Below are 13,518 nucleotides of genomic sequence, written 5' to 3' on the forward strand. Positions count from 1 at the left end.
TTGTGCAGGGCGAACGTTTGTGCAACTGTCATCACCCAGTTGAGCAATCGTTTGCGCAAGGGGGTGTGGCTGGTGCGGATCGCGGTTCTGGCAACCGGTGGGACGATCGCGTCGCGGTGGGACCCCGACGAGGGCCTGGCCGTGACCGACTCCGTCACGGACCTGCTGAAGAACGTCACCGTCCCGGCCGGCGTGGAAATCCACGGCTTCGACCTGTCCTGCCGGCCGAGCTTCGCGCTCTCCCTGGACGACATGCTCGGCACCGTCCGGGCCGTCCGGGCCAAGCTCGCCGACGGGTTCTCCGGCGTCGTCGTCACCCACGGCACCGACACGCTGGAGGAAGCCGCCTACCTGACCGGGCAGCTCACCGGCCCCGACGCCCGCGTCGTGCTGACCGGCGCGCAACGCAGCGCCGACGAGCCCGACTCCGACGCCGGACGCAACCTCGCCGACGCGATCCGGATCGTCGCCGCCCCGCAGCCGGTCGGCGCGGCGACGGTCATGGGCGGGGTCGCCTACGCCGCGGTGGAGAGCCGCAAGGTGCACACCTCGGCGGTGTCGGCGTTCTCCGGCGGAACGGCCGGGGTGCTGGCCCTGGTCGACCCGGACGGCGTGCTCCGCGTCTCCACCGCCGCCCGGGGCAGCCACTACGCCGACCGACCGGTCCCCACCGCACTTCCCCGGGTGGACCTGGTCAAGCTCGTCGCCGGTGTGGACGGCACCCACCTGAACGCGTCGCTGCGCGCCGGTGCCGCCGGCATCGTGGTCGAGGCGTTCGGCGCGGGCAACGCCCCACCCGCGGTCGCCGAGGCCGTCGCGGAGGCCGGCCGACGCGGCGTACCCGTGGTCATCACCAGCCGGACCGGGGCGGGCCGGGTCCGCCCGGTCTACGCCGGCGGCGGGGCGACCCTCGCCCGCGCCGGCGCGCTCTTCGCCGGTGACCTCACCGGCACCCAGGCCCGGGTGGCGTTGGCCCTCGCCCTGGCCGTCGAAGAACCCGGCGCCGTGCCGGCAGCCCTGCGCACCATGGTGGAAGGACGTCACGCGTGAAGACCGAAGCAGTGACCATGAACGGGTACGGCGGCCCCGAGACGCTCACCCTCACCGAGGTCGACCTGCCCGAACCCGGCCCCGACGAGGTCCTGCTGCGGGTGCTCGCGGTCGCCGTCAACCACCTCGACGCCGACCTGCGCAGCGGGGTGTCCCGGATGCCGCTGCGGCTGCCACACGTGCTCGGCCGGGAGGTCGTCGGCGTGGTGGAACGGCTCGGCTCCCGGGTCACCGACCGGGCCCCGGGCGACCGCGTGCTGGTGCTGCCCAACACGCCCTGCGGGACCTGTCCCCGTTGCCTGGGCGGCCGGGCCAACCTCTGCCCGAACGCCGACATGCCCGGCATCACCAGGTGGGGCGGCTACGCCCGGCACGCGGTGGCCCCGGCGCGCGGCCTGCTCGACATCGGCGACCTCGACCCGGTGGTCGCCGCCTCCACCCCGATCTCCTTCGGCACCGCCTGGCGCACCCTGTACTCCATCGGCCGACTCGCGCCCGGCGAGTGGGTCCTCGCCCCGGGTGCCGCCGGTGGGCTCGGGCACGCGGTGGTGCAGCTCGCCAAGCTCGGCGGCGCGCGGGTGGTCGGCCTGATCGGCGACCCGGCGAAGGCCGACTTCGTCTCCTCCCTCGGCGCCGACGCGGTGCTGAGCACCCGCGATCCCGACTGGGCCACCGAGGCCCGGAAGATCACCGGGGGTGCGGGCTTCGACGTGATCGTCGAACACATCGGCGGCGACGTCTTCGAGGCCGCGCTGGGCACCCTCGCCCCCACCGGCCGACTGATCGTCGGCGGCGGCCACGCCGGGGAGCACCCGCACCTCGACCTCATCGAGACCTTCCGCAACGAGTACGAGCTGCGCGGGTCGCGCAGCCAGCGCCCCGACGAGATCGCCCGGGTGCTGGGCCTGGTCGCGGCGGGACAACTCACCCCCCGGGTCGACGCGGTCCTCCCGCTGGCCGACGCCGGCCGGGCCCACCAGGCGCTCGCCGACCGGCGGGTGCTCGGCAAGCAGGTGATCACACCGTGACCGACCACCGGCGGGGGGATGCCCGCGGCGACGTGCTGGCCACGCTCGTCGCCGGTGCCGTCGAGGCCGCCGACACGCTGCTGGCCACCGGCGCTGGACAGGTGCTGGTCCGGCAGGTGGCAGCCCGGCTGACCGCCAACGCCGTCGCGGCCCGGGGGCACCTGCCCGCCGGGCTCGACACCCCCGGCGACCCGCACGGCCGGTGCACCCTGCTGGCCGCCCCGGGCGGGACGGACGAGCCGGCGCGGGCGGCGGCGGTGACGGCGACGGCGATCACCGTCAGCCAGTGCGACGAGGGCCTGCGCGAATCCCGGGGGCACCCCGGGCTGCACGCGTACGCCGCCGCGCTGGCCGCCACCGAAGCCGACGGTCGCAGCCTGCGGGTGTTCCTGCGGGCGCTGGCGGTCGGCTGGGAGGTGGGCGCCCGGCTCGGTCTGCTCCTCGGCGCACCCCGCCCCGGGGTGCACCCGCACGGTGGGTGGGGCACCGGCGCGGCGGCGGCCGCCGCCGGGATCGTCACCGGTCAGGACACCGCCGGGGTCACCGACACGGTGAACCTGGCGCTGACCGTGGCGCTGGCCGGGCCCGAAGCCGACACCCGGCGGGGACACGCCGCCCACTACCTGCTGCCCGCCCTCGGCACCGCCAACGGGCTGACCGTCGCCCGGCTCGCCGACGCCGGGTTCCCGGCCACCGGTCCGGCGCTGCCGCACCTCGCCCGGACCGTCCACCACGGCGGAACCGACCGGCCCGTGGACGGTGCGCTGGGATCCCGACCGCTGCTGCCGGAGGCCTACTTCAAACCGGTGGGGGTCTGCGCGCACACCCTGACCGGGTGGACGGTGGCCCGCGCGATGGCCCGGGACCTGACGGCCGACGAGGTGGCGACGGTGACCGTGGACACCTACGCGGGCGCGGCCCTGCTCGCCGAGCGTCGTCCGGTCGGCCGGCTGGCCCGCCAGTTCAGCATCCCGTGGGTGGTCGCCTGCGGGCTGGTCGGCACCGACCCGGGTGCCCCGGACGGGCCGGCGGACGACCGGCGGGCCCGCGCGGCCCGGCTCGCCGAGCGGGTGACCGTACGCCACGACCCCGGGCTGGACCAGGGATATCCGGCGGGCCGGCCGGCGGTGGTGGAGGTGACCACCCGCAGCGGGGCCCGGCTGACCGGGCGGGCCCGGTTCCACCACGGCGACCGGGAGGACCCGATGACGGCCGACGAGCTGGCCGCCGTGGACGCCGCGCTGCTGCGTACGCCGGGCGTACCGGCGGGGGCGGCCGAGCTGCTGTACGGGCTGACCCGGGCCCCCGGGGCGACCCGACTGCGAGACCTCACCGCGCTGGTCCGGGGTGGGGCACCGAATCCGCACGGCGGCCCGCCGTCGGTTCCCGCTGGGCCCGGCCCATCCGGCAGAAAGGACATGACGTCATGGTGATCAGAGTCGAACCCGGCACCGCGCGGGACTTCATCGGCTACGGCGCGGACCTGCCCCGCGTCGAGTGGCCCGGTGGCGCCCGGGTGGCGGTGAGCCTGTGCCTCAACTACGAGGAGGGGGCCGAGCACAGCCTCCTCGACGGCGACAGCGTCAACGAGTGGGTCGGCGAGATCTCCTACACGCCGACCAGCGCGGAACACCGTGACCTGTCCCAGGAGTCGGTCTACGAGTACGGCAGCCGGGCCGGGGCGTGGCGGTTGCTGCGGCTGTTCGACCGCACGCAGACCCCGGTGACCGTCTACGGCTGCGCCGAGGCGCTGGCCCGTAACCGGCCGCTGACCAAGGCGTTCGTCGACGCCGGGCACGAGATCTGCTCGCACGGCCTGCGCTGGCGGGAGCCGTCGGGGATGACCGAGGACGAGGAACGCGCGGAGATCCGGCAGGCGGTGGCGACGATCACCGAGCTGTGCGGGGAACGCCCGGTCGGCTGGTACTCCCGCTACGCCCCGTCGGACCGGACCCGGCGGCTGCTGGTCGAGGAGGGTGGCTTCCGCTACGACTCCAACGCCTACAACGACGACCTGCCGTACTGGGTGCAGGTGGCCGACCAGCGGCACCTCGTGGTGCCGTACACCCACACCTACAACGACGGCCGGTTCGCCTTCAGCCCCGGCTACGGCAACCCGACGGACTTCTTCGAGAACTGCCGGCGGGGCATCGAGTACCTGTGGGAGGAGGGCGAGACCTCCCCCAAGATGATCTCGATCGGGCTGCACGCCCGGCTGATCGGCCAGGCCGGGCGGGCCTCCGCGCTGCGTGACCTGATCGCCTGGGCGCAGGACCTGCCCGGCGTCTGGTTCGCCAGGCGGCGCGACATCGCCGACTGGTGGCACCACAACTACTCCGACCTGCCGGCCCACGGAGGGCAGTGACCATGCGCATCGAGATCGACAACGTGGCCAAGGGGTATCCCCGGGCCGACGGGAGCCGACTGTCGGTGGTCGGCAGCCTCAGCACCACGATCGAGGCGCAGGAGTTCGTCTGCGTGATCGGGCCCAGCGGGTGCGGCAAGTCGACGCTGCTCGGCCTGCTCGGCGGGCTGCGCCGGCCGGACGACGGGGAGATCCGCTTCGTCGGCGAGCGCACCGCCGCCGGCCCGCTCACCTCGATCGTCTGGCAGGACTACGCGCTGATCCCCTGGCGCTCCATCGCCGACAACGTCGGCTTCGGGCTGGAGCTGCGCGGGGTGCCCGCCGCCCGGCGGCGCGAGGTGGCCCGGGAGCACCTGACGATGATGGGCATCGAGGCGTTCGCCGACAACAAGCCGCACGAGTTGTCAGGCGGGATGCGCCAGCGGGCCGGGATCGCCCGGGCCCTGGCGAGCGACCCCGAGGTCCTGCTGATGGACGAGCCGTTCGCGGCGGTGGACGCCCAGACCCGGACCCTGTTGCAGGACGAGCTGCTCCAGGTCTGGTCGAAGCACCGCAAGACGGTCCTGTTCATCACGCACAGCATCGAGGAGGCGCTGCTGCTGGCGGACCGGATCATCGTGCTCGGGCCCCGGCCGACCCGGGTGGTCGAGGAGATCCGGGTGCCGTTCCCCCGGCCGCGTACCCGCGACGTCGAGTTGGACCCGCGGTTCACCGAGTTGAAACGCCACCTGTGGGCGCAGTTGCGGGACGCCACCCTGGCGGCCGAATGGGCGGAAGCGAAGGGGGACCGATGAGCGAGCAGAGCGTGCCGACCCGGGAGCGGACGCCCGACGAACCCGTGGTCCGCTACGCGGTGGACCCCCGCGCGGAACGCCCGCCGGGTCGCGGCTTCAAGCTGCTCAGCAGCGGGCTGGGCAGCATGGTCCCGGTGGTCGTGGTGCTGGCGCTGTGGCAGGGCGGCAGCATGGCCGGGCTGATCGACAAGACCTTCTTCCCGGCCCCGTCGGAGTGCGTGCAGGCCCTGGTCGAGCTCTTCTCCTCCGGGGAGCTGCTGCCCAACGTCGGGATCACCGCCCAGCGCATCCTGCTCGGCTTCCTGCTCGGGGTGATCCCGGCGACGCTGCTGGGCATCGCGATGGGACGGTCGAGGTGGGTTCGGGTGCTGATCGACCCGCTGATCGCCATCACGTACCCGATCCCGGTGGTGGCGATCCTGCCGCTGCTGCTGGTCATCTTCGGCACCGGCGGGCGGCCGATCGTGGTGCTCGCCGGGATCATCTCGTTCTTCCCGGCCGTGGTGAACGCGATGTCCGGGGTGCTCCAGGTCGACGAGCGGCTGATCCTGATGGCCCGCAACCTGGGCGCCGGCCGGCAGCAGATCCTCTGGAAGATCGTCCTGCCGGGCGCCCTGCCGTCCATCTTCGCCGGCATCCGGCTGGCCGCGGGGCTGGCCCTGCTGGGCACCATCGCCGGTGAGTTCCTCGCCGCCAGTGACGGCGTCGGGTCGATGACCTGGCGGTACTGGCAGATTTATCAGATCGACAACATGTACGCCACGCTCGCGGTGATCGCGGCGATGGGCTTTTTCCTCACCACGGTGACGCTGCGCGTGCAGCGGCGCTTCTTCAGCTGGACGGAGGGCCAATCATGACAATCAAGCGGATCACGACGATCAAGCAAAAAGGTGTCATCGCCGCGCTGTTGGGGGCGAGCCTGCTGCTCGGCACCGCGGCCTGCGGTGACGACGCGGAGTCGAAGGGCGCCGACGGCACCGACAAGGTGACGGTCAACTCGCTGGAGATCCTCTCGCTGGCGCCGATGATGGTGGCCGACGCGAAGGGCTTCTTCGGCAAGCACCAGGTCGAGGTGGAGTTCAGCAACGCCGACATCTACTCCCGGCTGGCGGTGCAGGGTCAGGGCAAGCTCGACGTGAACATCCCGGGCACCGGTGGCGCGCTGTTCAACGCGGTCAACCAGGGCCTGCGGGTGCGGGCGGTGGCCGACCGGCAGCAGTACCGGTGCGCGTCGGACAACCTCCTGCTGGCCCGTACCCAGGCCTTCGACGGCGGCCTGAAGAGCGTGGCCGACCTCAAGGGCAAGAAGGTCGCCATCCTGGCCAAGGGTTCGACCACCGAGTACTGGCTGGACCGGGCGCTGGGTGAGGTCGGGTTGAAGCAGTCCGACCTGGGGCAGATCGTCACCCTGAGCTACCCGGACACGGCCAACGCGCTCAAGAGCGGTGCGGTGGACGCCGGCTTCGTGGTGCAGCCGCTGGCGTACCAGCTCATCACCGACGGGCAGGCCAAGCGGGTGCTGGCGATGAACGAGGTGGCGCCCAACCAGGAGCAGGGCCTGATCACCATGTCGCAGGACTTCATCAGCAAGCGGCCCGAGGTCGCGGCCCGGTGGATGGCCGGCTGGCTGGAGGGCGTGCGCTACTACCAGGACCCGGCCAACAAGGACGACGTCATCAAGATCGTGGCCGAGCGGACCAAGGTGCCGGCGGAGACGATCACCAAGCTGTACGGCACCGACCAGTGGCCGTACATGGACCCGAACGGTCGGGTGGACACCGCCACGGTGACCGCCGAGGACGGCAAGTGGCTGCTCGACAACAAGATCATCGAAAAGTTGCCGGAGGTCGGTGAGTGGCACGACGGTTCCGTCGTCGACGCCGCCCTGAAGATCGTCGGCGAGGTGCCGGCCAACCGCGACTGCGGCGGCGTGCAGAAGCTGGAGTCCTGATGTATCCCCGTCCGAGCCGGCTGGCCGAGGTGCTGCGCGACGGTGGCGTCGCCCTCGGCAGCCTGACCCTGCTCCAGGAACCGGCGATCGGCGAGATCCTCGGCACCCTCGGCTACGACTTCCTGGTCGTGGACACCGAGCACGCCGCGGCCGACGAGCAGAGCGTGCTGGCGATGGTCCGGGCGGCCGGCTCGGCGGGGACCACCCCGCTGGTCCGGCTGCGCCGGATCGAGGAGAAGGACCTGCTCTGGTCCCTGGACAGCGGTGCCGGTGGGGTGGTGCTGCCGCTGGTGGAGACCGGCGCGCAGGCCGTCGAGGCGGCCCGGCTGACCCACTACCCGCCGGTCGGTGACCGGACGCTGTGCTCGGCGGCGCGGGCCGCCGGGCACGGCACCGCCCGGGGCGACTTCGACCGCTACCTGACCTGGGCCGGACAGAACACCACGGTCGTCGCCCTGGTCGAGACCCCTGCGGGGCTGGCCAACCTGGACGACATCCTCGCCGCCGACCTCGACGTGCTCATGCTCGGGCGGGCCGACCTGTCGGTCAAGCTGGGCCTGGGCTACCAGCCCACCCACCCGGAGGTGGAGAAGCACGCGGTCGACTTCGTCGAGCGGGTCGTCGCCGCCGGCCGGGTCGCCGGCATGCTGGCCTACTCCGCCGAGGAGGCCCGCCGCTGGATCGACCGGGGCGTCCGCTTCGTCGTCTACTCCCAGCCGGAGATGCTGCTCTCCGACGCCTACCGGCGGGCCCGCGACGAGATCCTCGGCGGCACGTCGTGAGCCTGCTGGTGACCGGCGGGGCCAGCGGCATCGGCGCGGCCGTGGTCGCCGCCGCCCGCGCCCGGGGCGAGACGGTGCACGTGCTGGACGTCTCCACCGGCGTGGACGCCGCCGACCCGGTCGCGGTGGGCGAGTTCGTCGACGCGATCGGCACCCCGCGCCGGGTGGCCCACCTGGCCGGGGTGGTCAGCTCCGGTGGCATCGAACAGACCAGCCTCGCCGAGTGGGAACGCACCCTGCGCAACAACCTCACCGCCGCGTTCGTCGTCAGCCAGGCCGTGGTGCCCCGGATGGCGGCGGCCGGCGGCGGGTCGCTGGTGCTGATGAGCAGCCTCAACGCCCGTGACGGCGGCACCCGGCTGTCGGGCACGGCGTACGCGGCGGCGAAGGCGGGGGTGCTGGGCCTGATGCGGCACCTGGCCGTCGACTTCGGACCGCAAGGGGTACGGGTCAACGCCGTCGCGCCCGGCCCGGTGGCCACCCCGATGCACGACCGGCTCACCGCCGAGCAGAAGGCGGGGCTGCGGGCCCGGATGCCGCTGGGCCGGGTCTCCTCGGCACAGGAGATCGCCGACATCGTGCTGTTCCTGCTCTCCGATTCCTGCGCCACGGTCACCGGCATGACCTTCGATGTGAACGGGGGCAGTCATCTCAGCTAGGTTGCCGGGTACGGGTACCGGTCCGGCACGGGAGGCACAGTGAACAAACGGGTGACCCTGCGCGATGTCGCCAGCCTCACCGGGGTGCACGTCTCCACGGTCTCCCGGGTGCTGCGCGGCGACGACGTGCGGGTCGCCCCGGCGACCGCGACCCGGATCGTGGAGGCCGCCAAGCAGCTCGGGTTCCACCGGGACCGCTGGGCGGCCAGCCTGCGCAGCGGCAAGACCGGGGTGATCGGCGTGCTGGTCCCCCGGATCACCGACATCGTGCTGGCCACCGTCTTCGAGGGCATCGACGCCGCCGCTGCCGCCGCCGGCTACCAGGCGGTGGTCAGCAGCAGCTGGGACGACGACGAGGCGCGGGCGCTGCGCATCCAGCGGTTGATCGGGGAACGGGTGGACGGGCTGATCATCGGTGACGCCCGCCGCAACGACCCGATGCTGGCCCGGCTGGCCGCCGACGGGGTGCCGTTCGTGCTGGTCAGCCGGGCCTCCCGGGGTTTCCCGTCGGTGACCGGCCGGGACCGCCTCGGTGGGCGGCTCGCCGCCGAGCACCTGATCGACGTGGGCTGCCGGCGACTGGCGGTGATCGCCGGCCCCGGCCACGCCAGCACCTCCGCCGACCGGGTCGCGGGCTTCCTCGCCGCGGCGAAGGCCCGGGGCGTCCCGGTCGACCCCCGGTGGGTCGCACCGTCCACCTTCGACGTCGCCGGTGGGGCCTCGGCGATGGCCGGGCTGCTGGCCACCGGTCGTCCCGACGGGGTCTTCGCGGTCAACGACTTCGCCGCGATCGGCGCGATGGGCACCCTGCGCGACCACGGCCTGCGGGTCGGTCGGGAGGTGGCGGTGGTCGGGTACAACGACATCGACGTGGACGCCCAGCTCCTGGTGCCGCTCACCTCGATCCGTACCCCGCTGCGGGACATGGGCTCGCAGGCGCTGCACGCCCTGCTCACCCTGCTCGACTCGGGCAGCACCACGTCGGTGCGGCTGGCCCCGGAGCTGGTCGTCCGGGCGACCACCGCCGACTTCCTCCCCGACGCGACGAGGGCGGTGGCGGGTACCGTCGCGCTGCCGGCGGTGTCCCGGGTGGGCACACCGGTGAACTGACGGCCGCCCGGCGGACCCGGTCGGCCGGCACCCGCCGTGCCGCCCGGACCGGATCCGCCCGTGCCCCGCGCCACCCGGACCGGTGCCGGGGGCCGGTCGTGCGGGGTACGGCGGCCACGACGCGTCGCCGCCCGGCCGGTCAGCGCCGGCGGTGGTGCATCGCCAGGCGTAGCAGCAGGAACCGCAGCGCCGTGGCGGCCAGGTTCGCCGCCACCAGCACCACCAGTTCGACCGACCGGGCCGGGGTGCCGACGGCGTGCAGCGCGGCGAGCGCACCACTGGTCAACGCCAGCCCGAGGGCGAAGGCGAGCAGGCCCTGGAGGTGGTGCCGACCGACCGACCGACGACCGGTGATGCCGAAGGTGAGCCGCCGGTTCGCCGCGGTGTTGCCCACCGCGGTCACCAGCAGCGCCACCAGGTTCGCCGGTTGCGCGCCGAGCACCCCCCGGGTCGCCACGAACAGCACCAGGTACGCCACGGTGCTGACCACCCCGACCAGCGCGAAGCGGGCCAACTGGCCGGGCAGCCCGACCGGCACCCGCGCCGGCTGCCCGGCCAGCGGTGCCCGGCCCCACTGGGCGCGCAGGGTGGCCAGCGGCAACGCCCCGGTGAGCAGGGCCCGCCCCAGGCGGCCGATGCCGCGCAGGTCGGCCAGGGCGGTGGCCACGATGTCCACCCGGCTGTCCGGGTCGTCGACCCAGTCCACCGGCACCTCGTGGATGCGCAGCCCGGCCCGCTGGGCGAGCACCAGCAACTCGGTGTCGAAGAACCATCCGGTGTCCTGCACCAACGGCAGCAACTCCCGGGCCACGTCGGCGCGGATCGCCTTGAAACCGCACTGCGCGTCGGAGAACCGGGCCGCGAGGGCACCCCGTAGCAGCAGGTTGTAGGCCCGGGAGATCACCTCCCGTTTGGCGCCCCGCACCACCCGGGAGGTCCGCGCCAGTCTGGTGCCGATGGCCAGGTCCGAGTGACCGGAGATGAGCGGGGCGACCAGCGGCAGCAACGCGGCCAGGTCGGTCGACAGGTCCACGTCCATGTAGGCCAGCACCGGGGCGTCCGAGGCCGACCAGGCGGCCCGCAGCGCGCGGCCCCGACCCTTGGCGCTCAGGTGCCGCACCTCGACGTGCGGCAGTTCGGCGGCGAGCGCCTCGGCCACCCCGAGGGTGCCGTCGACACTGGCGTTGTCCGCCACGGTGATCCGGAACGGGTACGGGAAGTGCGCGCTGAGGTGCTCGTGCAGCCGACGTACGCAGGGGCCGAGGTCGGTCTCCTCGTTGTAGACCGGCACCACCACGTCGAGCACGGCGGTGGGGGTGTCGGTCCGGGTCTCGATGGCGCGTCGGGGGCTGCCGATCGTGGTCATCCCTGTGCCTCCTGTCCGGCACTGGTCAGGTCGTAGACGGTGACCCCGTCCACGGTCTGCGCGGTGAAGGTCTCGGCGACCCAGGCGGCGATCTCCTGGGAGGCGGAGCTGCCCCCGTTGGCCCGGAAGCCGCCCCCGCCGACGAAGTAGTGGATCTTCCCGGCGGCCACGTACTCCTGGAACCGGGCCAGGGTGGGCGACGGGTCGCTGCCGTTGAAGCCGCCGACCGCCATCACCGGACGACCGGTGGCCAGCTGGTATCCGGAGGCGTTGTTGGAGCCGACGGCCGCCGCGACCCAGGTGTAGTCGTCGGCGTCGGCCGTCAGCAGCGCCTTCAGCGCGGCACTCGGCTCGCGGGAGTCGAGCAGCCCGCCCATCCCACCGCCGGTGCGCCCCTGGCCACCCCCGGTACGCCCACCGTCCTGCCCCGTGCCACCGTTGCGGCCGGTGCCGCCGTCCTGCCCCGGGCCGCCGTTCTGGCCGGTGCCGCCGGGGAAGCCGGGGAACTGGCCCGGGCCGCCGTCGGCGGTACCACCGGGGAAGCCGGGAGGCTGACCGTTCTGGCCGGTGCCGCCGGGCCGGTTGCCGCCCGGGAAGCCGCCACCGGGAAACTCCATGCCGTTGCCCATCCGGCCGCCGGGTCCGCCACGCCCCGGGCCGAAGCCGCCCTGCACGGCCGGGCCGGCGCTCGGGATGGACCCGGTGTGCGGGGTGCCGGTGGTCTGCGCCGCGTACGCCGCCGGGCCGGCCAGCGCGGCCGACGCGCCGAGGGCCAGCGCCACCGGCACCAGCCGCCGGGGCAGCAGTCGGGCCGCCAGGATCAGCACCGCCACGGCGAGGCCGACCACCAGCACGGCCGGGCGCAGCCAGGGGTGGAAGTCGGGGCTGCGCCCGAGCAGGGTCCAGGACCACCAGGCGGTCACCGCGAGGGTGCCGGCCAGGACGACGGTGGCGAACACCCCCCGCCACCGGGCGGACCGCCGACCACCGGCCCCCGGCGCGGCACCGGCGACAGGCTGCGCCGGCCCGGGGTCGGCCCCCGGCGTCGGTCCCGGGTGGACAGCCGACGCGGTGACCGGCGCGGCGGGCGTCGCCGTACCGGTGACCGGGGTGGCGGGTCGGGCGGCGGCCCGGCGTTCCCGCCAGAGCAGGACGGTGCCGATGCCGACCAGCGCGCCGACCGCCGGGGCCAGGGCCACCGTGTAGTACGCGTGGAAGATGCCGGACATGAAGCTGAAGATCAGCCCGGTGACCAGCAGCCAACCGCCCCACAGCAGCAGCCCGGCACGCCGGCGGTCGGTGCGGGCCGCCCGCCCGGCCAGCACCAGGCCGGCGACGAGCAGGATCAACGCGGCCGGCAGCAGCCAGGAGATCTGGCCGCCGACCTCGGTGTCGAACATCCGCAACCAGCCGGTCTGCCCGGAGAACGGCCCACCGCCGCCCGGCCGGGCGCCGCCGCCGACGCTGCCCTCCTCGTCGCCGGTGATCCGGCCGAGGCCGTTGTAGCCCAGGGTCAGCTCCAGGATGCTGTTGCCCTGCGACCCGCCGATGTAGGGCCGGGCGCTGGCCGGGACCAGCTCCACCGTCGCCACCCACCACCCGGCGGCCACGACCAGCCCCAGACCGGCCAGCAGCAGTTGCCGGATCCGCCGCCAGAAACCGGTCGGCGCGGCCAGCAGGTAGACCCCGGCGAAGACCGGGACCACCAGGAACGCCTGGAGCATCTTGGTGAGGAAGCCGAAGCCGACCAACACCCCGACCAGCACGATCCACCGGGTGCTGGCCGTCTCCACCGCCCGCACCGTGGCGTACGCGCCGAGCACGAGCAGCAGCACCAGCAGCGCGTCCGGGTTGTTGAACCGGAACATCAGGGTGGCGACCGGGGTGAGCGCCAGGACCGTCCCGGCGATCAGGCCGGCGGCCGGGCCGTACCAGCGGCGGACGGTGGCGAACAGGACGCCGACCGAGGCGACGCCGAGCAACGCCTGCGGCACCAGGATCGCCCAGCTGTTCAGCCCGAAGATCCGTACCGACAGGGCCATCAGCCACAGCGAGGCTGGCGTCTTGTCGACGGTGATCGAGTTGGCCGCGTCGGAGGAGCCGTAGAAGAACGCCTTCCAGCTCTCCGCACCGGCCTGCACGGCCGCCGAGTAGAACGAGTTCGCCCAGCCGGACTCCCCCAGGCCCCACAGGTAGAGCAGGGCGGTGCCGAGCAGCAGCACGGCCAGCGCGGGTCTGACCCAGCGCGGGTCCCGTCGTGGGGGCGCGTCGCCCGCGTCCGGGTGGACGGTCGCCGACCGGGCCGGCGGTACGGTCGCGGCGTCGGGCGGGCCCGACGGCGGTGCGGTCGCGGCGTCCGGCGGGCTGGCCGGCGTCGTCAGCAGGCTCTCGGTTCTGTCCATGCGGTCAGCCT

At 73.9% G+C, this 13,518-nt stretch carries 12 protein-coding genes; 10 read left to right on the top strand and 2 right to left on the bottom strand.

The annotated features are described in order from the left end of the window. Positions 1–39: 39 nt before the first annotated feature. From AB0K25_RS09570 to AB0K25_RS09615, 10 genes are read left to right on the top strand one after another with little or no spacing between them, the layout of a single operon-like run. Positions 40–1,050: an asparaginase gene (locus tag AB0K25_RS09570; RefSeq protein ID WP_219461002.1), complete on the top strand. Its 1,011-nt coding sequence runs from the start codon at positions 40–42 to the stop codon at positions 1,048–1,050. After that, positions 1,047–2,078, top strand: coding sequence for an alcohol dehydrogenase catalytic domain-containing protein (locus tag AB0K25_RS09575; protein ID WP_357533841.1), 1,032 nt, complete (start codon positions 1,047–1,049; stop codon positions 2,076–2,078). Before AB0K25_RS09570 ends, AB0K25_RS09575 begins: the two co-directional genes overlap by 4 nt. Beyond that, positions 2,075–3,511 carry an MmgE/PrpD family protein gene (locus AB0K25_RS09580; protein WP_219460997.1) on the top strand — a complete coding sequence of 479 codons (1,437 nt, stop codon included), beginning with the start codon at positions 2,075–2,077 and terminating at the stop codon, positions 3,509–3,511. The genes AB0K25_RS09575 and AB0K25_RS09580 overlap by 4 nt, the downstream gene beginning before the upstream one ends. After that, the gene (locus AB0K25_RS09585; protein WP_219460995.1) at positions 3,505–4,443 is read left to right on the top strand and encodes a polysaccharide deacetylase family protein; all 939 of its coding nucleotides are present in this window, start codon (positions 3,505–3,507) and stop codon (positions 4,441–4,443) included. The genes AB0K25_RS09580 and AB0K25_RS09585 overlap by 7 nt, the downstream gene beginning before the upstream one ends. Positions 4,444–4,445: 2 nt before the next feature. Next, positions 4,446–5,237, top strand: a complete 792-nt coding sequence (locus tag AB0K25_RS09590) for an ABC transporter ATP-binding protein (RefSeq protein ID WP_232377477.1) — start codon at positions 4,446–4,448, stop codon at positions 5,235–5,237. Further along, positions 5,234–6,094 carry an ABC transporter permease gene (locus AB0K25_RS09595; RefSeq protein WP_357533847.1) on the top strand — a complete coding sequence of 287 codons (861 nt, stop codon included), beginning with the start codon at positions 5,234–5,236 and terminating at the stop codon, positions 6,092–6,094. The genes AB0K25_RS09590 and AB0K25_RS09595 overlap by 4 nt, the downstream gene beginning before the upstream one ends. After that, positions 6,091–7,188: an ABC transporter substrate-binding protein gene (locus tag AB0K25_RS09600; RefSeq protein WP_208566337.1), complete on the top strand. Its 1,098-nt coding sequence runs from the start codon at positions 6,091–6,093 to the stop codon at positions 7,186–7,188. Before AB0K25_RS09595 ends, AB0K25_RS09600 begins: the two co-directional genes overlap by 4 nt. Continuing rightward, on the top strand, positions 7,188–7,970 hold the full coding sequence (locus AB0K25_RS09605) for an aldolase/citrate lyase family protein (protein ID WP_357533849.1): 783 nt from the start codon (positions 7,188–7,190) through the stop codon (positions 7,968–7,970). Before AB0K25_RS09600 ends, AB0K25_RS09605 begins: the two co-directional genes overlap by 1 nt. After that, on the top strand, positions 7,967–8,629 hold the full coding sequence (locus tag AB0K25_RS09610; protein ID WP_208566339.1) for an SDR family oxidoreductase: 663 nt from the start codon (positions 7,967–7,969) through the stop codon (positions 8,627–8,629). The genes AB0K25_RS09605 and AB0K25_RS09610 overlap by 4 nt, the downstream gene beginning before the upstream one ends. A gap of 39 nt (positions 8,630–8,668) precedes the next feature. Then, positions 8,669–9,739 (top strand): LacI family DNA-binding transcriptional regulator, encoded by a 1,071-nt coding sequence (locus AB0K25_RS09615; protein ID WP_357533851.1) that lies wholly within the window; start codon positions 8,669–8,671, stop codon positions 9,737–9,739. Between the two features lie 139 nt (positions 9,740–9,878). Here AB0K25_RS09615 and AB0K25_RS09620 read toward each other — a convergent pair whose 3' ends face one another. Together AB0K25_RS09620 and AB0K25_RS09625 are read right to left on the bottom strand one after the other, a co-directional pair. Continuing rightward, a complete protein-coding gene (locus AB0K25_RS09620) occupies positions 9,879–11,105 on the bottom strand; it encodes a glycosyltransferase (protein ID WP_357533853.1) in 1,227 nt (408 codons plus the stop codon). Next, entirely contained in the window at positions 11,102–13,507 is a 2,406-nt protein-coding gene (locus tag AB0K25_RS09625) for a glycosyltransferase family 39 protein (RefSeq protein WP_363819493.1), read from the bottom strand. Before AB0K25_RS09625 ends, AB0K25_RS09620 begins: the two co-directional genes overlap by 4 nt. Positions 13,508–13,518 lie beyond the last annotated feature (11 nt).

Source organism: Micromonospora sp. NPDC049257, from assembly GCF_040678915.1.
Classification (GTDB): domain Bacteria; phylum Actinomycetota; class Actinomycetes; order Mycobacteriales; family Micromonosporaceae; genus Micromonospora; species Micromonospora antibiotica.

Bases quoted from the DNA above. Each gene is read 5' to 3' on its own strand.
- AB0K25_RS09585 (WP_219460995.1), top strand. From the start codon at position 3,505: ATGGTGATCAGAGTCGAACCCGGCACCGCGCGGGACTTCATCGGCTAC.
- AB0K25_RS09590 (WP_232377477.1), top strand. From the start codon at position 4,446: ATGCGCATCGAGATCGACAACGTGGCCAAGGGGTATCCCCGGGCCGAC.
- AB0K25_RS09595 (WP_357533847.1), top strand. From the start codon at position 5,234: ATGAGCGAGCAGAGCGTGCCGACCCGGGAGCGGACGCCCGACGAACCC.
- AB0K25_RS09600 (WP_208566337.1), top strand. From the start codon at position 6,091: ATGACAATCAAGCGGATCACGACGATCAAGCAAAAAGGTGTCATCGCC.
- AB0K25_RS09605 (WP_357533849.1), top strand. From the start codon at position 7,188: ATGTATCCCCGTCCGAGCCGGCTGGCCGAGGTGCTGCGCGACGGTGGC.
- AB0K25_RS09620 (WP_357533853.1), bottom strand. From the start codon at position 11,105: ATGACCACGATCGGCAGCCCCCGACGCGCCATCGAGACCCGGACCGAC.
- AB0K25_RS09625 (WP_363819493.1), bottom strand. From the start codon at position 13,507: ATGGACAGAACCGAGAGCCTGCTGACGACGCCGGCCAGCCCGCCGGAC.